The sequence below is a fragment of the Actinoallomurus rhizosphaericola genome (genome assembly GCF_024055675.1).
GTDB lineage: Bacteria > Actinomycetota > Actinomycetes > Streptosporangiales > Streptosporangiaceae > Actinoallomurus > Actinoallomurus soli.
In genome coordinates, this window is the sequence record NZ_JAMXMW010000016.1 from 235,817 (window position 1) to 258,920 (window position 23,104).

Here is a 23,104-nt window from a genome sequence, read left to right on the forward strand (position 1 = left end):
CACGCGCGGCGACGCGCGGCAGAGGCGGCCCTCGTGACGCGGGACGACCGCGGCGTAGGGAGTCTGCTCGCCACGGCCGCGAAGGAGGCCCGTGACCTGGGCGCGAGCGTCCTCAGCGCGGAGATCGAGGCGCTGGCGCGGAGCTTCCGCCTCTCGGTCTCCGATGCCTCCGGGGCGCCGGCGAAGGCGCGGAAGGCCGACCTGATCGGTCTCACGGCACGCGAGATGGAGGTCCTCGGACTGCTGACCGAGGGGAGTCCAACCGGGGCATCGGCGCGCGGCTGTTCATCTCCGAGAAGACGGCCAGCGTGCACGTCTCCCGGATCATCGCCAAGCTCGGCGTCACCAGCCGAGGGGAGGCCGCGGCCACCGCCAACCGCCTGCGACTGTTCGCCGACTGAGGATGTGGTCCGGTGACGCGGTCGCCACCCGGTTCGGCCTTCGCCGGGAGGGCGACGCGGCGTGCCGTGCCCGAGGTCAGGCGGGGGCGTCGAGCCAGGCGGTGATCTCGTCGGTGTGCTCGCCCAGGCGCGGGGGACGTCGCCGGTACCGCGCCGGGGTGGCGGACAGTCCGATCGGGTCGGCCACGAGGTTCAGGTCCGGCCCGTCGCCGGGGAGGGTGGCGTACGGGGCGAGGCCGAGGCGCTCGGCGAGTCCGAACGCCTGGGCCAGGTCGTTCACCGGGCCGCAGGGGACGCCCAAGGGGGTCAGTCGGGCGAACCAGTCGTCGGCGCCCGCCCGGCGCAGCCGTCGCGCCAGCAGGCCGGCGAGTTCCTCGACGTGGGCGACGCGATCGGCGTTCGTGGTGAAGCGCGGGTCGTCGGCCAGTTCGGGTGCGTCGAGTCCGCGGCACAGCGCGGCGAACTGCCGGTCGTTCCCCACGGCGATGACGATGGGCCGGTCCGCGGTCGGGAACAGCTCGTACGGCGCGATCGACGGATGCCGGTTGCCCATCGCGGTGGGCACGGCGCCGGCGAGGGTGTAGCCGGCCGACTGGTTCACCAGGCTCGACAGCAGTGTGGACAGCAGGTTCACCTGGACGTGCTGGCCCTGCCCGGCCGCGTCGCGGTGGCGCAGGGCGGCCAGGATGCCGACCGCCGCGTGCAGCCCGGTGAGGACGTCCACCACGGCCACCCCGGTCTTGACCGGCTCGCCGGGACCGGGGCCGGTGACGCTCATCAGGCCGCCGACCGCCTGGATGAGCAGGTCGTAGCCGGGCAGCGCGGCTCCGGCGTCCGCGCCGAAACCGGTGATCGAGCAGTAGACGACGCCGGGGTTGCAGGCGTGCGCCTGCTGGTAGCCGAGCCCGTACCGCTCCATGGTGCCGGGCAGGAAGTTCTCGATCAGCACGTCGGCCCGGCGCATCAGTTCGCGGGCGCGGCGCAGGTCGGTCTCGTCGCGCAGGTCGAGCACGACCGATCGCTTGTTGCGGTTGACGGACAGGAAGTAGGTGGCCTCGCCGTGGGCGTGCGGCGGCCCCCACGCCCGGGTGTCGTCCCCGTGCTCCGGTCGCTCCACCTTGATCACGTCGGCGCCGAGGTCGGCGAGGAGCATGGTGGCGTACGGCGCGGCCAGCACCCGCCCGAAGTCGGCGACCAGGACACCGGACAGCGGCAGCTCGGTCATGCGTACTCTCCTCCCCGGCAGAACCGCCGCCGGACCCGCGGGCGGGGACGTGAAGCCCGCGGGTCCGGCGGCGGCGTCAGGCGCCGAGATCCGGCGTGCCGTCGATGATGGCCCGTACCGTCGTCACCGGGCGTCCTCCCCGATCGGGGCGGCCTCGCCGGTCGCCGGGACGCCGGACCGCCCCGTGACCGCCAGGCGCTGGTAGGGACGCGCGAGCACGAAGTACACCGCGCCGATGACCAGGAGCACGACGATCACCATCAGGGTGATCCAGTCGAAGTTGAACAGGCTGCCGCGCGGGCTGGACAGGCCGGACGGCCAGACGATGTTGAGCAGCATCAGTGCCAGGTACGCCGCGGCGAGGATGCTGACCGGCCAGCCCCAGCGTCCGAGCCGGAACGTCCCGGCCGGCTGCCAGCCCCGCGCCCGGGCGATGATCGAACCGACCACGGTCAGCAGGAAGGACAGGTAGATGCCCGACACGCCGAAGGAGACGAGCAGGGTCAGCGCGTTGACGCCGGCGGGCAGCTCGAACCACAGGATGTGGACGTTGTGCGCCGGGTTGACGTTGACCAGCAGGGTGAACAGCACGGGGACGACGCCGGCGACCAGCAGCGCGTTGACCGGAGTGTGGAACCGCTTGGACACCACGCTGAGCTTGTGGCTGAACGGGACGGCCTTGTCGCGGGCGTAGGAGTACATCAGCCGCGAGCCCGCGCCCTGGACCGCGGTGCCGCAGGAGAAGAAGGCGACGCACACGACCACCAGGAACAGGTTCTGCGACCAGGACGGGAGCTGGCCGAGGATGGCGGGCACCCCGCCGTCGAACGACGCGGCGTTGGCGTAGCCCTTGGGGTCGGACGGCATGGCCAGGAGCAGGCCGATGACGAGGACGGCCGAGGCCACCCCGCCGTACAGCAGTGCCGAGCGCATCGCCCGGGGCACGATGCGTGACGCCGACTTGGTCTCCTCGGCGATGTCTCCGGCGGACTCGAAGCCGTAGAAGATGTAGGCGTGCGCGAGCACCGCCACGAGCGCGGCGCCGGTGAGCCAGTGGCCGCCGAAGTCGACCTTGAGCGGGTTGGCCGACGCGTGCTCGGCGCCCTTGCTGGAGAACAGGAAGCCGAACCCGTGGTGGAACCCGGCGATGCCGAGCGCGATGGCGACGCCGAAGGTGCCGATGGTCTCGACGAACACGCCGAGCTGGGAGATCCGTCCCATCAGCTTGGCGCCCACGGTGTTCATCAGGGTCTGGATGGCGATGAGCAGCACCGTGACCACCAGGATGGTGCCGTGCGAGGTGCCGTTCAGGTGCGTCCCGAACAGGTTGTTCAGCAGGGCGGTCAGGTAGCTGACGATGCCGGTGTCGACGCTGGCGACGGTGACGAGCAGGGCGAGGCCGTAGATCCAGCCGATCCACCAGCCGTACCGCGGGCCGACGCTCCATTTCCCGTACTGGTACAGCGCGCCGGCGATGGGGTAGTGGCTCGCCAGCTCCCCGAAGACGAGTGCCACCAGCAGCATGAAGCCGACCACCGGCACCATCAGCCACAGGTAGCGAGGTCCGGCGGTGCCCACCCCGAGCACGAAGAGCGAGTACACCCCGACCATCGGCGACAGATAGGAGAACGCCACGCTGAAGTTGTCGAACAATCCCAGGACGCGGTGCAGTTCCTGTTTGTAGCCGAGGCGCTCTAGATGGGCCGCGTCCTCGTCAGGTTCGGTCGACACGCCGGTGCTGTCGGTCATGATGGCCTCGTTGATCTGTCGGCCGGTCTGGCGGGACCGGGCGGGGGCTGATGATCGTGCGCCGCGCGCCCACACCGGTCCCGGCTGGGGCACCTGCGCTGACACGCTGCGCTACATGATCGTTGCGTTGGGCTCGCAAATCATCTAGCCCTAAATGTTTTAGTGTCAAGGTTGGATACCAGGACTTAACCGAGGAAGGTGCGATGGCGCCGGCACCACCCGTTTCCGGTCTCACCACCGCCGCCGTCCGCGCGATCCAGGCACTGGGCAACGGCCAGGCCGGCCGGGCCGACCAGATCGCGGATCGGCTGGCGGAGGCCATCCGCCTCGGCCTGATCGCTCCCGGTGAGCGCCTGCCCTCCGAGGCGACGCTGTCCGAGCAACTCGGGGTCGCGACCCTGACGCTCCGGGAGGCGCTGGCGACCCTGCGCGAGCGCGGTCTCGTCGTGACCCGCCGCGGCCGGGCCGGCGGCAGCTTCGTCGCCCGGCCGGCCGGCGGCCCCCACAGCCGGTCGGGGCACGCCGACCTGACCGTCCGGCAACTCCGCGAGCTCGGCGACCTGCGGCTGGCGGTCTTCGGCACCGCGGCGGCCCTCGCCGCCCGCCGCGCGACGCCCCCCGAGATCGAGACGTTGCGCCGGCGCGCGGCGCGACTGGCCGCGGCGGAGACCGCCGCCGAGCGCCGCCAGGCGGACGCCGAGTTCGGCGTCGCGGTCGCCCTGGCCGCCCAGTCGCCCCGGCTCACCCAGGAGGAGGCGAACCTGCGCGCCGAGTGGGGCGATCTGACCTGGACCCTGCTCGGCGACGTCGGTCACGCCGAGGCCGTACGAGGCCGGCTCGCCCTCGTCGACGCCATCGGCGCCGGTGATCCCGAACGAGCCCGGCGACTGGCCGAACGGCAGGTCACGGACGAGGTGGAACTGCTGATCCGGTGGCGCGTCGGCGTCTACCGGACCGAGGCGGAGCAGTGACGACATCACCCGCCGAACGGGCCTGGGCCTCCCTCGCCGACGACATCGAGCGGATCCTGCGGTCCCTGCGCGACACCGCCGCCGCCTTCGCGGCCTCCTTCGCGGCCCGGCCCGACGCGTACGCGCTCGGCGACATCGCCGCACTGCGCCCGCGCATCCGCGAAACCTTGGACGCCTTCGAGGACCTGGCCATCGGCACCGGCATCGTGGCCGCCCCCGGCCTCCTGCGCGACGCCCCGTACTGGCTCGAATGGTGGTGGCGGCCGGACGGCGGAACCCCCGAGCCGCTGCGCGTCAACCTCGACCCGGACGGACCCGACTTCTTCGACTACTTCAACGACGAATGGTTCGACGTGCCGATCCGTTCCGGGGAGCAGCACGTCACCGGCCCGTACGTCGACTACGCGTGCACGAACGAGTACGCCTTCACGCTGTCCGTCCCCGTCTTCCACGGCACCCGGCCCCTCGGGGTGGCGGCCCTGGACGTCCCCTGCGACCACCTGGAACGCCGCATCATGCCCGCGCTGTGCGCCGAGCCGTCTCCCCGCGCCCTGGTGAACCGCGACGGCCGGGTCATCGCCGCCGGCACGGCCGCGGCGGCACCGGGGGACCGGCTCACCACCTGGCGCGATCGGGCCGACACGGTGAACTCAGCCGCGCTGACCGGACTGTGCGCCCTGACGGGATGGACGGTGACACCCCTACAACGCGGTACGTGATGTCGATCTCACGCCTGCCGGTCGTACGCGCCCGCCGTCCTGGGACGGCGGGCGCGTCACGGCCCAAGGGCGTCGCGTCCGGTGGAGCGGGTGGCACCGACGGGTGGGGTCGCCGCCCGGTGGTTCAACCGGTCGTGCAGGACGTGCCGTTGAGAGTGAAGCCGGTCGGGGCCGCGTCATTGCTCGTCCAGGTGCCCTGGAACCCGAATGACGTGTTGGCCCCGGCGGCGATGCCGCCGTTGTACGACGCGTTCTTGGCGGTCACCGTCGCCCCGCTCTGGGTCACCGTGGCGTTCCAGGCACTGGTCACCTTGGTGTCGCCGGGGAAGGCGAACGTCAGCGTCCAGCCGTCGATGGCGCCGGTGCCGGTGTTCGTGATGGTGACGTTCCCGGTGAGGCCGCCCGACCACTCGTTCTTCGTGTAGTCGACCCGGCAGGAGGCCCCGCCGCCGGTCCCCCCGCCGCCGGTCCCCCCACCGCCTGTTCCGCCGCCACCGCTGCCGGGATGCAGCTGGACGACGACCAGCGAGTACGCGGGGATCGTCTGGCTGGTGGCGGTGCCGGTGGTGGTCGAAGCGATGGACGTGGCGTTCCGGGCGTAGGTGTAGACGGTGGGTGCGGCCGTGGACGGGGTGAACCCGCTGTAGGAGATGTTCGCCGTGTACGCGTTGGACGGGTCCTTGTTGATGAGGAGCAGGTCCACGTCGCCGTTGGTCCGTTTGACCGCGTGCGCGGTCAGGAGGGACTGGCTGCTGCTCGACTTCACGAGACTGTCGCCCGGCGCGCCGAGCTTGGTCATCATCTGGATGCCGTAATAGGGAGCGAACGGTGTCTCCGCGGGCGGCTCACTGCCGGAGGCGTTCGAGAGCACGCCTTCGTCGTTGTAGTCGGTGGCGCCGTCGACGCTGCTGGTGCCGTTGGAGCCATTGTGGAGGTTCCACCAGTCGACGTTGAACGCGCCGTTCTCCAGCCAGGTCAGGTAGTCGTCCGGCGCGAACAGGGCGGCCGGGTGAGTGTCCTTGTCGATGGTGGAGTTGGTCTCGGTGACGGCGATGCCCACGTTCGCGGCGTTGGCGCCGGCGTACTGGTTGATCAGCGATCGCAGCGTGCCGGTGATGCCGGCGATCTGGGCCTGGGGCTTGGTCAGCAGGTCGGCGGCACTGTTGCCGCCCGGGTACCAGTGCACGATCACGAAATCGATCTTCGAACCGGCGATCGACAGGACGGTGTGGTTCCAGTCGGCGCTGTCACCGGGTCCGGTGATGCCGTCCGGCCAGCTCCCGGGGGTGGTCAGCACCGCGCCGATCTTGATACTGGGGTCGACAGCCTTCATCGCCGACGCGTACTGCAGCAGGTTCGTGGCGTAGGTGGTCGCGCTCTTGCTGGAGTGGTCGTCGTGCTCCCATCCGGAGCCGTACTCGCCGTTGCCGTAGACCTCGTTGCCGATCTCCCAGTACTTGGCGCCGTATCCCTTGGTCACGTTGGCGTACCGCACCCAGTCCGCGGCCTCCTGCGGAGTGCCGGACCCGTAGTCGGCGATGATGATCGGCTGTGCGGCCGCCGAACGGACCGTGCCCATGAACGTGTCGAAGTCGGTGCCCGGCGCGACGTATCCGCCGTCGGCGGTGTTGGTCTTCCAGTGGTAGATGTCGGCGTACGAGCCGCCCGGATAGCGCACCGCGCCGATGCCCGCCCCTTTCAGCAGCCCTGCGACAGGGGAGTCGTTCATCAGCCCGTCGTAGACGGCCACGTTCATGCCGAACGCGGCGGACGGTAGGGAGGCCAGGGACCGGCCGGCGTCGACCGATACGGCGGCGGCCACGGCGGCTGATGCGGATGCCGCGGTGATCGGTGTCAGCGCCGCTACGGCGAGCATGAGCGCCGCCGCGAGCACACGTAGCAGGAACCGAGTCGCGGAAAGGGGTCCGCGTCGTCGAACGGGCACTCCTGTCATGGGAACCTGACCTTCATGGAGGGGGAGCAGCCGGGCGGTGAACGAGGAGGCTCGGGGCCTCACACCGCGGTGATGGTCCATTCGTTGTTGGTGCTGGAGTTCGGGGTCCACAGGACGGTGGCTGAGCCGTTGGAGCTGCTGCCGGCGCCGTCCAGGGCGGTGCCGGTGCCGCGGTTGATGATCTGGTAGCGGCCGTTGCCGAGGCTGTTCAGCCGCCACTGCTGGTTGTTGCCGCCGTTCCAGGCCGCCTGCAGGCAGCTCGCGCCGTTGGCGGTGTTGCCCCAGCTGTCGGCCACCATGCCGTTGGTGCGGTTGACGATGCGGTAGTAGCCGTTGCCCAGGTCCACCAGCTGCCACTGCAGGTTGGTGGACCCGTCGTAGCCCCACTGCTTCAGGGCTGAGCCGGAGGAGACGTTGCCGCCGCTGTCCAGGGTGAGGCCGGAGGTGACGTTGGCGATCTTCGCCCAGCCGGTCGGAATGCCGCCTCCGCTGCCCCCGCCGCCCGACCCGTATCCTGCGGCGACCAGGTTGGCCTGCACCGCGTTCTCCGTGGCGTCCGACGGATAACCGGAGACGATCGCTCCCTCGTAGAAGGTGCCCGCGCTGAGGTTGGTGTTGCCGTTGCAGCAGTCACCGCCGCTCCCGAGGATGATGGCCCCCTGCTTCTTCATCGGGCTGTAGCCGTTGGGAAGGGACCCGTCCCAGAGCGTCGTCAGACCGCCGGACTGCGCGTCACCGCCTTTGATCGCGAACCGCGAGGTGCCGTTGTTCTTCAGCATCGCCGTGACGTACCGGTTGCCGAACGCCCGCTGGTTCGGGTTCCAGGACGTGCTTCCTCCGGGGTAGAGACCCCATTCCAGGTCCGCCTGGACCCAGGGACCGGATCCGGAGCACCCACCGAACCAGCACGACGTACTGAAGTTGATCGAATCCATCGCGCCGGGCCCGTCGGCCTTCCGGCTCGTCTCACTGTTGCCGTAGTCGAAGCAGCAGCCATTGTTGACGTGGGTGCCGCTGGTCACCATGTACATGCCCTCGGGTGCGCTGCCGGTCGGAACGCCCGTCAGATGGCCATCTCGCCAATAGCTGTTGCCGGGGTTGATGTAGAGCGAGTAGGCGCGGCTGCCGTTGAGCGTCAGCGACTCGCTGGTCGCCTTCGCGGGAGTGTCGGAGCCGCCGACCCCGCCGGGCCCCTGGTACCAGAGGTCGTTTCCATGCCCGGACTGGTCGTAGACGACGGTGATGACGCAGGTGGTGCCCGCACAGAACGAGTCCTGCGTCGCGGCGTCGGCGACACCGCCCGTGCTCAGCACTCCGATGTTCTTCGTCGCGTTGTCCGACGAACGCCTGACCTGGTAGAGGTTGCCGTTGTACGAGCCGTACAGCGCACGCACCGTGCTGTGGGCGGCGACGCAGGGCGTACCGCCTGAGGCGTAGAGGTCACAGGGGCCCGTACCCGCAGCCGACGCCGGTGCCATCCAGGTGACGACGGTCGTCAGGACCGCGGCCAGCGCCGTCAGCATCGACGCGGCGATGACCGCCGGGGAATGCGCACCACGAGCCGGGTGGTCCGAGAGAACAGACGAACGCTGCACCTGATGTTCCTTTCCGCGCAAGATCGTGAGCCGTGCCTGCCGGATCGTTGCCGCCGTTCCAGGGAATGGGGGATCCCTCCGAAAAGGGGGAATTCGGCGGGCAGGTGGAATCGGCGGGACCTGGGATATTCGCGGCCTCATTCCCGTTGTTCGATATTTCGGACATCGTTCGGACTGGTTCGCGTGGAGGCTAAGTTGGGTACCGCTACGTGTCAATGACCTTTCATGGCGCTTTCGTGATCACCTGTCCCTGTCCGCTTGTTGCCGTCACTGTCGGGGTGTGAGGAGCGCGAAGCGTGGGTTCTGCCGGTTGGAGCACGCATGCGGTCGAGTTGGGACCGCGAACGGTGATCAAAAGGTTCCGGGAGGGAGGGCGAGACCGGTGCGAGCGAGAGTGGCGTGCGTTGACTCTGCTCACCACCTACGCGCCGGGGCTGGCCCCTGAGCCTGTGAAGCTGGACGTCGCGGCTGCGCGACCCACCGTCATGATGTCCCGATTGGCCGGTGAACCCTTGCGCGGTGATTCGCTGAGCGAACAGCGGATCAAGTCTCTGGCAGCGGCGGTGCGGGAACTCCATGCCGCGCTGCCGCCGGAGGTCTTGGCCGACGTTCCGCTCAGGCCGGGCCACCAGCGAGAACTCGTCGCCTGGATTCATTCGTGGGCTGTGCCGCAGATCCTTCCCCGCCTCTCTGGCAAGGTGGGCGAGGTCATCGGCCAGGGATTGTCGTGGCTGGTCTGTTCGGGCTTGGGAAGGGCTGTTTCACCCGGGGTCCCGTCCGTCTTCGGGCCTGGAGACGGCAACCTCGCCAACTACCTGTGGGACGGTTCTCGCGTACGAGTCGTCGACTTCGAGGAGTCGGGTCGTAGTGATCGTGCCTTCGAATTGGCTGAGATCACCGAACATGCGGCCAGTTGGGTCGAGCATCCCTTGGACGTCGAGTTCTTCCTGGATCAGTGCCACCTGACGACAGCGGAATCCGCCCGGCTGGATGAGTGTCGCCGGCTGCTGGCCCTTGTCTGGCTATTCATGCTGGCGTCGGACGACGGGACGAATCCCCGCAACCCTCCGGGGACCGCCGAACGACAAGCCGACCGTTTGTCTCGACTGCTCGTCTGAAGAAGCACCGAGGGGATGGCCCGGCTTCCACCTCAACTCCTGATGACCCCGGCCCTCGTGTGGGCTGGGCCATCCCCGAGCCGCCGCGCTGCCGGCGGCCCCGCCCGTCCCACGGGAACCATCCGGAGCCGAGTTCTAGACGTTGCGACCGGTCCACAGGGGAACGAACGATCCATGATCTTGCTCAGTGACCCCCGTGTTCTTCGGGTCCCCGTGGTCGAGTGCGGGGAGCCGCTTACCGAGGTCGGTACGGTTCCGCGACTCCTCCTCGACCCGCGTGAGCGGGATGCCGAGGGAGCCTATGGCCGCGTAAGGACGGGTGTCCTGAACCGCCTGCGCTCTGCCGCCGCCGATCTTCCCGGTGGGGTCAGGTTGCTCATCATCGAAGGCCACCGCCCGACCGGTGAACAAGCCCGGAGGTTCTCACTCTACGAAGAACGCCTGCGGAGCCAAGGAATCAGCGACCCGGTCGAGTTGCGGCAGCAGGCGAGCGCCTTCGTTTCTCCCGTCGATGTCGCGCCGCACTGTGCCGGCGCCGCGGTGGATCTGACCCTTGTCGGCGTCGACGGCCGTGAGCTCGATATGGGTGGCCCGGTGAACGGCCATCGTTCCGGCCAAGAGCACACGTGCCCGATCGACGCCCCGGTGTCCCCTGCGGCCCGTACGAATCGTGACCTGCTCGCCGATGCGATGACCGCCGCCGGCTTCGTCAACTACCCGACCGAGTGGTGGCACTGGTCATTCGGCGACCGTTATTGGGCGCTGTTGACCGGTGCGAAGAATGCCGTCTACGGGCCGGTGTGAGCTCTGGTTCGCGATGCTGCGGTCTGGTCCCATACGCCGCAGGACTCGGCCACGCTCAACCACCGACCAGGCATCGCGTTGCGCGCCCCAACCCCATCCCCGAGCCGGAGCGCCTTCGCCGCAGCCGTTCGCCCGATTCGGAAGCTAGCGCCCTTCAGCGAGATGGGTTCGCTGGCGGTCCACCTCGTAGGCGAGCACAGTGATCATGTCGTTGACCGCGTGGTCGCCGTGCCGCTGCTTGAGCTTGAGAAGGACGCCTTTGCGGCTGGCTTCGGCGAGCATGCCGGTGAGCGCGACGGAGGGGACCTCGCGGTCGGCGGAGTAGTCGTCATAGACGGCTTGGGCGACGTCGTGCAGATCCGCATGCGGGCCGGATTCCGTAAGGACCATGCGCGAGGCGTCTTTGAGATCCATGCACCGGAGCCTAGGCGATCCAATCCGCGAAAGGTGCCCGGCTCCGGAAGACGGTAACGCATATCGGCCTGATTCGGTCCGTGACCTGCGCGGCGATGTGGTCCGGTGGGGGAGTGGCGGACTCTCGAAGATGCAGGTAGTACGCGGAGGCGGCAGCGGCCCGAAGTGCTCGCCTCACTCTCGTTAGCCCAACGTGGTGATGATCCAGTCAGTGACGACGATCAGGGCGGCGACCACCGCCAGGAGACCACCGGTCAAAAAGAACAGGCCGACGACTCTGGTGCGGATCCACTGCTGTGGGGTGATCGGCGCGTCGTGTCGAGGAGACGGACGCCATATCTCGTATTGCCGCGCCCACCAAGTCGCCAGGCCTCGGAAGTTGGTCAGTATGGCGATTCCGACGCCAGCAAGCCATAGACCGGCGACGCCCACTCCGGCTGATAGGAGTACTGCCTCGGTGGACCTCTGGATCATAGTGCGTCCCTTGCTTAGGGCCAGGGCATTCGTCTGTTCGCACGCTCCAGGTCTACTCGCCCGGCCACCCTCAACCACTGACTACGTCTCGCGTTGCGCGCCCCAACCTAATCCCCGATCCGGAGCGCCCACGCGGCACGCTCGTAGGGCGTGCCGATCGAAGGGATCACAAAGGGACTCCTGCCCTGGGTAGGCGCCTTGATGTAGCTCCATTGATATGGGTCCGGGGAGGGCGGCGGAACCGGGAACTGCGCGGGCTGCTGAATGGTCGCCTACTACTTCATCGACGACGAGGCCGCCGCCGCCTCGCTCGACCGGCTCGCGTTCCTGCTCCACGACCACTGGCCGCTGCCCGCCGGCGCCGTCGCTTTCCCCGGTCTGACCGTGTCGGCCTCGGCCGGGTTGGTGAGGGTGAGCGGGTGTGCGCCGTCGACGGTGGCGAACTCGGTGACTCCGTCTATCACGGCGCCCCCCTTGTCGCTCGGTACCGGCTCTCGGGCGGGCCTCCTGGCCGGAGGAGCGCCGCGGGCCTTGCCCGGGTAGCCCCTTCCGCCGGCTCCGGGGCCCGTACGCGAGACGTCATAGATGGGTTGACATGATCCACGTACCAGTCTTACCGTCTCTCCCACTATTGGTACGCAAAACACGCGAAGATGTCTATCTATCCGTGTGTGCGTTCGGCCAAGGAGCCAGCATGGATGCGGCGGTGATCGGCGACGTATGCATCGACCGGTACGACGACGCGGGACACGCCTGCGTGACGGGCAACGCGGTTGACACCGGGGTGCACCTGGCGCAGCTGGGTGTCCGCACCGCGCTGATCTCCGCCGTTGGTGACGACGCCGACGGCGCCTGGGCGCGTACGGCGCTTGCCGCTGAGGGGCTCGACCTCAGCCGGCTGCGCACCGTACCGGGAGCGACGGCCGTCACCCACATGCGGATCGAGAACGGCGAACGCATCCACGGCGAGTACGAGGAGGGGGTGCTGCGGGACCTCGTGTTCGACGCCGACGACGTCGCGTTCGCCGGACGCCGCACCCTGGTGCACTCGGCGTTGTGGGGCAGGGCGACCGGTGTGCTGCACCGGATCCGAGCGCTCGGCGCGATCGTCTCGTTCGACTACGCGGACCGGCTCGACTCACCGGTCGTCGCGGAGACCGCCGGCAGCGTCGACATCGGCTTCTTCTCGGCCGCGACGGACGGGCCCGAGATACGCGAGTACCTCGCAGCACGTGTCGCGGCGGGCATGCGCGTGGCCATCGCGACGTTCGGCCGGAACGGCTCACTCGCCTACGACGGCACCGAATTCACGACCTGCCCGGCCACCCCGGCGACGGTGGTCAACACCGTTGGCGCCGGGGACTCTTTCATCGCCGGTTTCCTCGCGGCCCACCTACGTGGCGCCGCCGTTCCCGCAGCCCTCGCGGCCGGTTCCTGCCGGGCCGCGGGTGTCGTGAGCCGCTTCGACCCGTGGCAACCGGCAAGCAGCGGTACCGACTGAACCCCCCAGCGCCCGCACGGGTGCCGACCAGCAACGGAGAACCATGCTCGACATCGATCCGAAGACCATCGACTTCCTCGTCACCGACTCCATGGTGGGTGAAGCGGAACATCTGATCGCGGACATCCTGCCCCAACTCGACGCGATCCTAGACCAAACGCCCGAACCGATATCCCGCGTCTACTTCGTCGCCTGCGGTTCGCCGCTGTGCGCCTGCCAGACCGCCGCGATGCTCTTCGAGCGGTACTCCTCGGTCCCCTGCCGCTGCTTCTCCGGCTGGGACTTCCTGGACCAGCGTCCCGCCGTACTCGACGGCTCCACACTCGTCGTGGGCGTATCCGATTCCGGTAACAGCGAAGAGGTCGCCACGTCCCTCACCGAGGCCCGCCGGGCCGGCGCTCCCACGATCGGGGTGACGAAGAACCCGACCGGCAACCTGGTGGCCGAGGCCGCGGATGCCGTCGTCGCCTACGAGGGCGGGTGCATCTGGGTGCTGCACACGCTGATCGCGTACGCGATCGCGATCGGTGTGATCGAGCGGGCGGGCGAGGGCGAAGCCGTCGCCGAGATCAAGGCGGACATGCCCAAGGTCCCCGGCGTGCTGCAGCGGCTGATGACCACGGTGGAGCCGAGGTCGAAGGAGCTCGGCCTGCGCGCGTCCGAATGGCCGTTCATCTACACGGTCGCCGGTGGGAACCTGCTCCCGCTCGGCTACAAAGAGGGCGTCATCACGATGCTCGAGTTCACCTGGACGCACGGCAGCGCGCTCAACTCGTCGGAGTTCCGGCACGGGCCGCTCGAGGTCGTGGACGCGGACGTGCCGTACGTCTTCCTCCTCGGCAACGATCCCTCCCGGCATACCACCGAGCGGTGCATCCGGTTCGTGGAGAAGCTGTCCGAGAAGGTCGTCGTGTTCGACGTCGCGGAGCTGGACACCGGGCTGCACGAAGCCTACGACCCGATCGCCCTGTTCGTCCCGCTGGAGTTCTTCTACCTCTACCTGTCGCTCGGGAAGGGCCACAACCCCGACGACCGGCGCTACTACGGCGGCCTCGTCGCGTACTGAGCGCGGGCCCAGCTCTCCACCGGAGGCAATGATGCAGATCGGACTGTTCACCTCGGGGTACCAGCGCAACCCGTTGCGCGACGCCTTCGCCGACGCCGAGCGCTTCGGCTACGACTACGTCGAGCTGTGGGGCGGGCGACCGCACGCGTTCGCGCCGGACTTGAAGGCCGGTGATCTGGCCGCGGTACGCGCACTCGCGGACCAGCACGGTGTGCCGATCCGGGTCTACACCCCGGAACACAACGCCTACCCGTACAACTTCATGATCGGCTCGGAGTCGCAGCGGGCCGACGCGATCGACTACCTCACGACCTGCCTCGACATGGGCAAGGCGATGGGGGCGGAGTTCACCGTGATCTCACCTGCGCACGCCGGCTACCGTACGCCGCGCGCGGAGGTGAACGAACGCCTCGTCGATTCGGTGACTCAACTGGCCCGGCACGCCGAACGGATCGGCCACACCCTCGTGGTCGAGGCGCTGACGCCGTACGAGTCGAACGTGTGCACGACCGCCGACGACCTGGCCTGGCTGCTCGACCAGGTCGGCTCGCCGAACCTCGCGGCCATGTGCGACATCGTCCCGCCGTTCGTGCAGCACGAGTCGATCGTCGGGTACCTGGACAAGCTGGGCGACCGGATGCGCCACCTGCACGTGGTCGACAGCGACGGATCGTCCGACACCCACCTGGTACCGGGCGAAGGTGTGATCCCGTTGCGGGAGCTGCTGGCCGAGTTCCGCGCCGCTGGATACGACGGTACGGCGACGATCGAGCTCGTGACGAACTATCTCAACGAGCCGCGCCTGTACGCGCGTCGGGCGATCGACGAGCTGCGCGCCCTGCTGGAGGACTGACGTGTTCGTCGACGCCAACGTGTCGCCGGCGTTCTACGAGGCGATCAATTCCGATCCGGCGCGAACGGAGCTGCGGCACGAGCATTCTGGTATTCGCCGCAACGGGCTGGCGAGCCTCGCGCACGTACGCAACCAGATGGCCTCTGCCGGCCTGGATCTGTTGCTGCTGCACGCGGATGCGGGGGGTACCGTGCCCGACTCCGCCGACCGGTCGAACGTGGCGATCGTCGACAACGACGAGGTCGCCGCGCTCGTCGAGCAGGATCCGGAACACTTCGCCGGCGTCGCCGCCGTCGACCCTCTGGCGGCGGATGCCGCCGCACGGCTGGAACGGGCGTTCACCGACCTCGATCTGCTGGGGCTGCGGCTGCACCTCGGGCACTGGCGGCTCGACCCGCTCGACGACCGGCTGGTCCGGCTGTACGAGGTGTGCGAGGCCTTCGACCGCCCGGTTGTCTTCGACGCGGGGATGACGTGGGAGCCGAACGCCGGTACCCGCTACACGGAGCCGATGGTGTTCGAGCCGCTCGCGATCGCGCGGCCGTCACTGCGGTTCTGCCTGACGCAGCTGGGCTGGCCGTGGGTCACGCAGACCGCGGCGCTGATGCTGAAGTACCCGCAGGTGCATGCGGATACCGCCGCCCTGTACTTCGACAGCGCCCGCGAGTTCTACGCGGAGATCCTCACCCGAGCGATCCCGGCGACCTGGATCGACCGTTCGCTGCGCCACCAGCTGATGTTCGGGTCGGCGAACCCGCGGTTCGAGCAGATCCGGATGGCGCACGCGCTGGGCGAGCTGCCGCTGCGCGAGGAGACCAAGGACCTGATCCGCGGTACCAACGCCGTGGAGTTCTTCCGCCTGCCCGGCCATGAGCAGGCCGGCGAGGGGAGGGAGCGGCGATGACGGTCAAGCACACGACGCTCACCTACGAGACGACGCGGTACCAGGACTATCTCCTCATCACTTCCGACGTCGAACGCGCCGTGGCGGAGGCCGGGGTGACCGAGGGGATCGCGTACGTGATCTCCCGGCACACCACCACCGGGATCGGCGTCAACGAGGCGCTGGAGTGCCTGGAGTCCGATATCCACGACATGCTCGAGCGCGTGGTACCGGACCATCATCCGTACGCGCACGCGCGGATGCTGCACTCCTACGGTTCGACCGCCGGCAACCCCGTCGGTCACCTGCGTGCGCACCTGACCGGAAACCACTGCGTGTTCCCCGTCTCCGCCGGTCGCCTCGTGCGTGGCGACGCGCAGGACGTCTACCTGTTCGAATTCGACGGACCGTCGCGCCGCAGCGTGACCGTCACGGTAATGGGCGAGTAGTTCCGAGGCCCTGGCAGGTCGCCTAGGTCCACGAAGTACCCCAGCTCCCACAAGACACGACGTCATACGGCCACGGCGACTCGTGGCCATGAGCTGAAGGACACAGTCCATTGAGCAGTCAAGAAGCGATCTCTCAGGGCCCTGGCAACGAAACGACGTCTGCGAGCCGGGCCCCCGAACTGGCTCGAAAGCTCGGTCTGCCGGCCGCCGTCGCCATCGCGGTGGGTACCACGGTCGGCTCGGGAATCTTCTCCTCCCTCGGCGAGGTGGCGAAAGCGGGTGGCACCGCACTGATCATGGTACTGGCGTTCCTGATCGGGGGGTTGATGCAGATCCCGGCGAACCTGTGCTACGCCGAGCTCGCCACCGCCTACCCCGAGGACGGCGGCCAGTACGTCTACTTCCGCGAGGCCGGCTCGCGACCGCTGGCGTTCCTCACCGGCTGGATCAGTTTCTGGGCGACGGATCCACCGTCGATCTCCATCATGGCGCTCGCGATCGTGTCGTACCTCGGCTACTTCGTGAAGATGAGCTCGTTCGTCGGCGCCTGCGTGGCGACGGCGCTCGTACTGGTGTTCATGACGCTGCACCTGCGCTCGGTCGAGGGCGGCGGGAGGTTCCAGACGTTCATCACGGCCTTCAAGGTCCTCCCCTTCGTACTGCTCATCGGCGTCGGTGTGTTCTTCTTCAAGTCCGGCGACTTCACCACGCATCTCGCCGGTGCCTCCGCGCCGGTGGGCATCACGGCCCTGTTCGCCGCCATCTCGGCGACCACCTGGTCCTACGACGGGATGGGCGCGGTCTGTTACATGGCCGGTGAGATCAAGGAACCCAAACGGACCCTGCCGCGGGCACTGATCATCTCGGTCCTGACGGTGCTGGCGCTGTACGTGACGCTGTCAACGGTCGCCGGTGGCCTGCTGCCGATCGGCCGGTTGGCCGGCGACGACAAGCCGATCGCCGACGCCGCCGCGGCGATCCCGTTCGTCGGTACGGCCGCCGGCGCCCTCACCGCGATCGTCGGGATCATCGTGATCATCGGATCGATGTCCAGCTGCATCATGTTCCAGCCGCGCATCGAGTACGCGATGGCGCGCGACCACCTGTTCTTCAAGTCCTTCGCGAAGGTGCACCCGAAGTGGAAGACGCCGTACTTCTCGATTCTCGTGCAGTGCGCGCTCGCCATCGTGCTGATCTTCGCCTCGAACCTGTCCACCTTGCTCGGCTACTTCACCCTGGTCACTCTGATCAAGAACTTCCTCACGTTCGGGACGATCTTCGTACTGCGTCGTCGTAAGGCCGGATACACCCCGCTGTGGCGGATGCCGGCCGGTTACCTGATGGCCGCGATCGCGATGTTCATGACCGGAACGCTGATCGTCTCGACGTTCCTGTGGGCTCCGATCCCGGGGCTGGTGGCCGCGTTGATCGCCATCGGTACCGGCCTGCCGGCGTACTTCTACTGGAACGCGCGGCAGAAGAGGGAGCAGGTGGTCACCCCCGGCGTTTGAGCCGATTTTCCCGCACCGGGCGGGTGGGCCATCCTGATGCTGATCCGCCCGGTCGCCACGGCGAAGGAGTACACATCGTGGACCGTCTCAACATCCGCCCCGCGCTCCGGGCGCAGGAGCGCCTGGAGGCCCTGATCCGCTTCGGCGGGCTGCAGCCGGGCGACAAGATCCCGGCCGAGCGGGACCTGTCCGAGAGATGGGGCATCTCGCGATCCGCCGTACGCTCCGCCATCGGCGCGCTGATCGCCGAGCACAAGTTGTCGAGCCGCCAGGGCGCCGGCACCTACGTGGCGGAGCCCCGCGTGATCCGCAACCTGCGCGACCTGCGTCCGTTCGCGGACGTCACCCGGCGGCTCGGCCGCACGATGACGACGACGGTACTGAGCTGGGAGACGCTCACCGCCGACATGGAGCTCGCCGACCGCCTCGATCTGGACGCCGGCGAGGAGGTGTTCCGGCTCGCGCGGGTACGGGCCATCGACGCGACGCCCGCCGCGGTCGAGTACTCCTTCGTCTCCGCTCGGCGGTTCCCCGGCCTGGACCGTCGCTACTCCCCGGAGTTCTCGCTGTACGAGACGCTGCAGCGCGACTACGGCGTCGAGGTGGTGAGCGGGTACCAGCGGGTCACGGTCGGCCACGCGGATGCTGAGACGGCCCGGCTGCTGCAGATCGAGCTCGGCGAGGCGCTGTTCGCACTGAACGGTGTCGCGAACGACTACGCCGACCGTCCCGTCGAAGCGTTCGCGGCCCAGGCGCGCAGTGACTACGTCGGCTTCGCGAGCGAATTGGAACGCCGCCGCTGAGCCGTCGTGCCAGGAAGGGAACCAAGCATGAGGCTCGCAGCAGCGGGTGACAACTGCATCGACTACTACGCCGCCGAGGGCGCGGCGCGTCCGGGTGGTAACCCGGTGAACGTGGCCGTGAACCTCGTGGCCGGGGGCGGCCAGGCCTCGTACCTCGGCGCCGTCGGCTCGGACGACCACGGCAGACTCCTGATCGATGCGCTGGCGGGGCGTGGCGTTGACGTGAGCCACGTACGCGTGCTGCCCGGTAAGACGGCGGTCACGCAGGTGGAGCTCGTCGACGGCGAACGCCGCTTCGGTGAGTACGACGAGGGTGTGATGGCCGACTTCCGGTTGCGGGAGGAGGACCTCGACTTCATCGCCGGTCACGACCTGTTCGTCACGGGGCTGTGGGGGCACCTGGAGGACCAGCTGGGTCTCGTACGCGCACGAGGGGTCCCGGTGGCGTTCGACTTCGCCACCAAGCCGGACGATCCGGTCGTGGCGGCGGCGATCGGCCAGGTCGACTACGCGTTCTTCGCGACCGAAGGCCCGGACGGCGACGCGCTGCGCGACCGGATGCGCGACTACGCTTCGCGCGGCCCGCGGGTCGTCGTCGCGACGATGGGCGCGTACGGCTCCGTCGCGCTGGCCGACGGAGTGTTCATCGAGTGCCCCGCCAGGCCGTGCCCGGTGATCGATACGATGGGTGCCGGCGACAGCTATATCGCGGGGTTCCTGCGCGGCGTGCTGCTCGCGGCACCGGTCGAGGAGTGCATGCGGCTCGGTGCCGTCAGTGCGTCTCGAACCCTCGGTATCAACGGTGCATGGTGACTCGGACGGCCCTCTGCCGGCCGAACGGAGGGTGTGTGGCGGGCGAACGGCCGAGGTTCCTCGAGGTGCGGCGCCTGCTGCGGCGACGCATCGAGACCGGCGAGTACCAGCCGGGTGCCCCGATCCCGTCCATCAACGACCTGGCGGCCGAGCAGCGCATCAACCGGCTCACGGTCATGAAGGCGATCGACCCGCTCATCGAGGAAGGTCTCCTGAGATCCGTGGCGGGCCGAGGCATCTTCGTGGTCGGCGAGAAGGTGGCCCGCGAGCTGGAGACACTCGACGGCTTCACCCGTACGATGACCGAGCGGAACGCCGAACCGTCCCTGAAGGTGCTCGCCAAGGCGGTGCGGGCCGCGGGGCCCAAATACTCCGCCATCTTCGACATCGGCGAGGACGAGGACCTGTGCTTCATCCGGCGGCTGTGCCTGTCCGGGGGTACGCCGTTCTCGCTCGAGGAGATCCTCTTTCCGGCCGACCTGCTGCCCGGGCTGGACCGGGTGGACCTGTCCGTGTTCTCGCTCTACGAGCTGTACAGCTTCTACGGCGTGAAACTCGCGCGGGCGTGGCAGACGCTCGGCCTGGCCCGCTCCAACGCGAAGGACGCCCGCGCCCTGGACGTACCCGAGGGCACGGCGCTGCTGTTGTTCGAATGCTCGTCCTACGACGAGGAAAACCGGCTGGTGGAATTCACCCGTACCTTGACCCGCGGTGACCGCGCCTCTTTCGTTGCGCATTTCCAGCGCTGACCAGCACGTCGTTTTTCCGGATATATGGGAGCGTCATGTCGACGTTGTCCTTGGACCGTTTCGCGGTCATGACCGTCCAGTATCAGCAGTACAGCCTGGCGTACACGCTCGATTCGATCAGCCGATGCGGTTTCACCGCGATCGAATTCTGGGCCGGAGCACCCCATTACCACCGGGCGGACCATGCGACGTCGCTCGCAGCCGAGCGGCGGCTGCGCTCGATTCACCGTGCGTTGTCGGACGCCGGGCTTCGGGTCGTCGTCTACACCCCGGAAATGCTCTCCTACCCCTACTCGCTGGCCGCGCCCGATCGGGCACTGCGCGAACGCACCATCGACTACCTGACGACGGCGTTGGCGGAGGCGCCCGTACTCGGCTGTGACACCGTGTTCCTCAACTCGGGGTGCGGGCCGCGCGACGTGCCCCGGGAGGAGTCCTGGCAGCGGATGGTGGAGTCGGTCGCCGTGCTCGCCGAGCGGGCCGAGCGGGCCGGCGTCCGGCTCGTCATCGAACAGCTCCAGCCGTACGAGTCCAACCTGGTGACGTCCCTGCCGGAGGTGCTCCAGCTGCGTTCCGAGGTACCTTCCCGATCGCTGCAGGTGTGTGTCGACGTCGTCGCGATGGCGGTGGCCGGCGAGACGCTGGCGAGTTATTTCGATCGGCTGGGACCCGCCGTAGGCCACATCCACCTGGCGGACTCGAACCACGAGGTGCTGGGCGACGGGACGCTGCCGCTCGGCGAGTACCTCGACGAGTTGGCCGCTCGGGACTACGCGCAGTTCGTCACGCTGGAGATCAACGACCCGATCTACTGGCTCGACCCGCACGACTCGGTCGAACGCTCCGCCCGGTACCTGCGGGACCACCTCGGCGTCTCGGCAGTGTGACGGCGGAGTGCTCTGCGGCTCCGCGTGGTCTGCCGTAGTGCGTGGCCATCATCGACTGCGGCACTGTGATCTACGACAGCGGCACGACGCGAAGTCCCACGCCTGGCGCCAGGCCTGCACCGACCTGGGCGTCACATGATTGCCCCCGGAGGAGCAGCTGGGAACGCGAGGAGCTCTCTCGGGCCTCTCGTGAACAGTGCCGAACAGCGAGAACGGGCCGGACTCAGTGAGACTGGAGTCCGGCCCGTTCTTCGGTCGTTCGCCCAGGTCAGCGGCTAGATCGCGCTGGCTGCTGGAAGGCGCCCCCTGCTGGATTAGAACCAGCGCACCCGGCTCCGGAGGCCGTAGCTGACGGGATGACATAATGCAGCACTGACCTGCGCAGACCTTGTGATTCGGTGACTCTCGTCGGGCAGTTTTCTCGCGGGTCTCTCGTGATCAGCGCCTGAGAGCATCTCCGGCTAAAGAACCTTGCCTAATAACTCCTGACTAGGATGATCTTGGTTGGATCTTGCTCGCGTTAGTCGGTCGTGCGTGGGAGGGCCAGGTGGCGCGGCGTAAGCCGTGGGAGGTCGAGGATGGCCTCTGGCGGCGGATCCGGCCGCTGTTGCCGGTGGTTGAGTGGTGGTTTCGGCATCCGGGCCACAAACGCGATGACCGTAAGGCGGCTGTGCGGGATCTTGTTCGTGCTCTACACGGCCATCCCGGGGGAGTTCTTGCATCAGGAGCTGAGGTCGCGGGTGACCTGATGGCGCCGGTTGCGGGACTGAGATTGTGGGATCGGCTGCATCGGCTCTTGCTGGCCGAGTTGCGGGCCGCCAGTCAGCTTGACTGGTCCAGGCGATGATTGACAGTTCGCGTGCGCGGGCGCTGAAGGGCGGCCTAAACCGGCCCAAGTGCGGTCGACCGCGCCCCGCCGGACTCAAAATACCACCTCATCTGCGACGGGAACGGCGTCCCACTCGCCCTCACCCTGACCGGCGCGAACCGCAATGCCGTCACCCAGCTTATGCCGCTACTGCGCGCGATCCCGCCGGTGCGCGGCACAGTCGGCCGGCCACGGCAGCGCACCGACTCTTTGCCCGCCGACTGCGGTTATGACCACGACAAATACCGGCGCTTGATCCAATGATCACGTTCGATACCGGCATTTCTGCGAGGGCGGACGCAGTATGTTCGCATCAATGAACGCTACCAGTTCGTCATAGCGTTCTTCCTCCTTCCAATGAGAGATCCATTGGCGCAGACGCTTTCCGATGGTCACTGCTTCGTCCTTACTAAACCGGCCACTAAGTATCAGGGCGTGGCATCGGTAAACAATCTGGGCCTTATTGTAGATGCTGGAGGGGTTCATGGAGGAGGGAAGCGTCAGCCACTGCTGTATATAATCGTCTGCCCAGGCGGCGCCGATACCAGTTCTGAATTTGTCCGCGACTTCAGTTACAAGCATATCGAGGACTCCGTAGGCGTTCCTGGATGAGCCGTGTTTCTCGACCTGGTCGAAGCAAAGTCGAATAGCGTTGAACCAGCGTCGGACGTTCTCCTGTGAACGAAGGTAGGGTCCTACTTGTGGGCTGGAGTAGGCCAGTCGAGCGATGAGATCTTCGTTGTCGGGGTCGGAGGAGGCCCATCTCAGCAGGCCCTCGAATATCGCCTCGCTCATGAGTCTCTTCCGGAGAACCCATTTGCTTAGGAACGTGAAGTCTATCTCTGGAACGTGTTGTTCGATCCAAGTGTCCACGATTCTACAAAGCTCTGCCGGTATTTGCTCGGCGGGGAAGTTCTTAAGTAGCGGTGAGAGGACGAATCTGGCTTCGGGTGTGGTGGCGTGTGGGGTGAGCCAGGTGAAGGCTGCGGTGATTGCCCGTTCGGCGTCCTTAGGGGTGAGGTCGGTGCGAGACAGCAGCGGTGGGAGGACGAATCCGGCTTCGGGCGTGGTGGCGTGTGGGGTGAGCCAGGTGAAGGCTGCGGTGATTGCCCGTTCGGCGTCCTTAGGGGTGAGGTCGGTGCGAGACAGCAGCGGGTGGAGGACGAATTGGGCTTCGGGCGTGGTGGCGTGTGGGGTGAGCCAGGTGAAGGCTGCGGTGATTGCCCGTTCGGCGTCCTTAGGGGTGAGGTCGGTGCGAGACAGCAGCGGGCCGAGGACGAATCCGGCTTCGGGCGTG

24 protein-coding genes are annotated in these 23,104 nt (G+C 68.0%); 16 read left to right on the plus strand and 8 right to left on the minus strand.

Features of this window, described 5'->3' with window-relative positions; all coding sequences use genetic code 11:
- Positions 1 to 287: 287 nt before the first annotated feature.
- A complete protein-coding gene (locus NE234_RS45110) occupies positions 288 to 401 on the plus strand; it encodes a LuxR C-terminal-related transcriptional regulator (protein ID WP_308206952.1) in 114 nt (37 codons plus the stop codon).
- A 76-nt stretch (positions 402 to 477) separates the two neighbouring features.
- Here NE234_RS45110 and NE234_RS31380 read toward each other — a convergent pair whose 3' ends face one another.
- Together NE234_RS31380 and NE234_RS31385 are read right to left on the minus strand one after the other, a co-directional pair.
- A complete protein-coding gene (locus NE234_RS31380) occupies positions 478 to 1,626 on the minus strand; it encodes a CaiB/BaiF CoA transferase family protein (protein ID WP_252784474.1) in 1,149 nt (382 codons plus the stop codon).
- A 123-nt stretch (positions 1,627 to 1,749) separates the two neighbouring features.
- On the minus strand, positions 1,750 to 3,375 hold the full coding sequence (locus NE234_RS31385; protein ID WP_252784475.1) for an APC family permease: 1,626 nt from the start codon (positions 3,373 to 3,375) through the stop codon (positions 1,750 to 1,752).
- A gap of 203 nt (positions 3,376 to 3,578) precedes the next feature.
- On the opposite strand from NE234_RS31385, the gene NE234_RS31390 reads away from it, so the two are divergent.
- A complete protein-coding gene (locus tag NE234_RS31390; protein WP_252784476.1) occupies positions 3,579 to 4,346 on the plus strand; it encodes a FadR/GntR family transcriptional regulator in 768 nt (255 codons plus the stop codon).
- Positions 4,343 to 5,065, plus strand: coding sequence for a cache domain-containing protein (locus NE234_RS31395; RefSeq protein ID WP_252784477.1), 723 nt, complete (start codon positions 4,343 to 4,345; stop codon positions 5,063 to 5,065). Before NE234_RS31390 ends, NE234_RS31395 begins: the two co-directional genes overlap by 4 nt.
- Before the next feature lie 124 nt (positions 5,066 to 5,189).
- Here NE234_RS31395 and NE234_RS45540 read toward each other — a convergent pair whose 3' ends face one another.
- Positions 5,190 to 6,887 carry a cellulose binding domain-containing protein gene (locus NE234_RS45540; protein WP_252784478.1) on the minus strand — a complete coding sequence of 566 codons (1,698 nt, stop codon included), beginning with the start codon at positions 6,885 to 6,887 and terminating at the stop codon, positions 5,190 to 5,192.
- 191 nt (positions 6,888 to 7,078) lie between these two features.
- Positions 7,079 to 8,614 (minus strand): arabinofuranosidase catalytic domain-containing protein, encoded by a 1,536-nt coding sequence (locus tag NE234_RS31405; RefSeq protein ID WP_252784479.1) that lies wholly within the window; start codon positions 8,612 to 8,614, stop codon positions 7,079 to 7,081.
- 296 nt (positions 8,615 to 8,910) lie between these two features.
- Between NE234_RS31405 and NE234_RS31410 the strand changes: the two genes are divergently transcribed.
- Entirely contained in the window at positions 8,911 to 9,732 is an 822-nt protein-coding gene (locus NE234_RS31410) for an aminoglycoside phosphotransferase family protein (protein ID WP_308206950.1), read from the plus strand.
- A gap of 174 nt (positions 9,733 to 9,906) precedes the next feature.
- The gene (locus tag NE234_RS31415; RefSeq protein ID WP_252784480.1) at positions 9,907 to 10,536 is read left to right on the plus strand and encodes a M15 family metallopeptidase; all 630 of its coding nucleotides are present in this window, start codon (positions 9,907 to 9,909) and stop codon (positions 10,534 to 10,536) included.
- A gap of 144 nt (positions 10,537 to 10,680) precedes the next feature.
- Here the strand turns inward: NE234_RS31415 and NE234_RS31420 are convergent, their stop codons facing one another.
- The 3 genes from NE234_RS31420 to NE234_RS31430 all read right to left on the minus strand — a co-directional run bounded on the left by NE234_RS31420 (position 10,681) and on the right by NE234_RS31430 (position 11,888).
- Positions 10,681 to 10,950 (minus strand): hypothetical protein, encoded by a 270-nt coding sequence (locus tag NE234_RS31420; RefSeq protein WP_252784481.1) that lies wholly within the window; start codon positions 10,948 to 10,950, stop codon positions 10,681 to 10,683.
- Positions 10,951 to 11,133: 183 nt separating this feature from the next.
- Positions 11,134 to 11,382: a hypothetical protein gene (locus NE234_RS31425; protein WP_252784482.1), complete on the minus strand. Its 249-nt coding sequence runs from the start codon at positions 11,380 to 11,382 to the stop codon at positions 11,134 to 11,136.
- A gap of 317 nt (positions 11,383 to 11,699) precedes the next feature.
- Positions 11,700 to 11,888, minus strand: a complete 189-nt coding sequence (locus NE234_RS31430; RefSeq protein ID WP_252784483.1) for a hypothetical protein — start codon at positions 11,886 to 11,888, stop codon at positions 11,700 to 11,702.
- Positions 11,889 to 12,118: 230 nt separating this feature from the next.
- Between NE234_RS31430 and frlD (NE234_RS31435) the strand changes: the two genes are divergently transcribed.
- The 11 genes from frlD (NE234_RS31435) (at position 12,119) to NE234_RS46125 (ending at position 22,071) form a co-directional block, all read left to right on the plus strand.
- Positions 12,119 to 12,925 (plus strand): fructoselysine 6-kinase, encoded by an 807-nt coding sequence (gene frlD / locus NE234_RS31435; protein ID WP_252784484.1) that lies wholly within the window; start codon positions 12,119 to 12,121, stop codon positions 12,923 to 12,925.
- Positions 12,926 to 12,968: 43 nt separating this feature from the next.
- Positions 12,969 to 13,991: an SIS domain-containing protein gene (locus NE234_RS31440; protein WP_252784485.1), complete on the plus strand. Its 1,023-nt coding sequence runs from the start codon at positions 12,969 to 12,971 to the stop codon at positions 13,989 to 13,991.
- Positions 13,992 to 14,022: 31 nt separating this feature from the next.
- Positions 14,023 to 14,844 (plus strand): fructoselysine 3-epimerase, encoded by an 822-nt coding sequence (frlC, locus tag NE234_RS31445; protein WP_252784486.1) that lies wholly within the window; start codon positions 14,023 to 14,025, stop codon positions 14,842 to 14,844.
- A gap of 1 nt (position 14,845) precedes the next feature.
- Positions 14,846 to 15,748 (plus strand): amidohydrolase family protein, encoded by a 903-nt coding sequence (locus NE234_RS31450; RefSeq protein ID WP_252784487.1) that lies wholly within the window; start codon positions 14,846 to 14,848, stop codon positions 15,746 to 15,748.
- On the plus strand, positions 15,745 to 16,176 hold the full coding sequence (locus NE234_RS31455; RefSeq protein WP_252784488.1) for a secondary thiamine-phosphate synthase enzyme YjbQ: 432 nt from the start codon (positions 15,745 to 15,747) through the stop codon (positions 16,174 to 16,176). Before NE234_RS31450 ends, NE234_RS31455 begins: the two co-directional genes overlap by 4 nt.
- Positions 16,177 to 16,286: 110 nt before the next feature.
- Positions 16,287 to 17,687 (plus strand): amino acid permease, encoded by a 1,401-nt coding sequence (locus NE234_RS31460; protein ID WP_252784489.1) that lies wholly within the window; start codon positions 16,287 to 16,289, stop codon positions 17,685 to 17,687.
- A 77-nt stretch (positions 17,688 to 17,764) separates the two neighbouring features.
- Positions 17,765 to 18,490, plus strand: a complete 726-nt coding sequence (locus NE234_RS31465; RefSeq protein WP_252784490.1) for a GntR family transcriptional regulator — start codon at positions 17,765 to 17,767, stop codon at positions 18,488 to 18,490.
- A gap of 27 nt (positions 18,491 to 18,517) precedes the next feature.
- Positions 18,518 to 19,303 (plus strand): fructoselysine 6-kinase, encoded by a 786-nt coding sequence (gene frlD, locus NE234_RS31470; protein ID WP_252784491.1) that lies wholly within the window; start codon positions 18,518 to 18,520, stop codon positions 19,301 to 19,303.
- Between the two features lie 35 nt (positions 19,304 to 19,338).
- Positions 19,339 to 20,052, plus strand: a complete 714-nt coding sequence (locus NE234_RS31475; RefSeq protein WP_252784492.1) for a GntR family transcriptional regulator — start codon at positions 19,339 to 19,341, stop codon at positions 20,050 to 20,052.
- A 68-nt stretch (positions 20,053 to 20,120) separates the two neighbouring features.
- The gene (locus tag NE234_RS31480; RefSeq protein ID WP_252784493.1) at positions 20,121 to 20,939 is read left to right on the plus strand and encodes a sugar phosphate isomerase/epimerase family protein; all 819 of its coding nucleotides are present in this window, start codon (positions 20,121 to 20,123) and stop codon (positions 20,937 to 20,939) included.
- A 937-nt stretch (positions 20,940 to 21,876) separates the two neighbouring features.
- Entirely contained in the window at positions 21,877 to 22,071 is a 195-nt protein-coding gene (locus NE234_RS46125) for a transposase (protein WP_406567095.1), read from the plus strand.
- On the opposite strand, the gene NE234_RS31485 is transcribed toward NE234_RS46125, so the two are convergent.
- On the minus strand, positions 22,072 to 23,104 hold a 1,033-nt coding region (locus NE234_RS31485), incomplete at its 5' end, for a hypothetical protein (protein ID WP_252784494.1).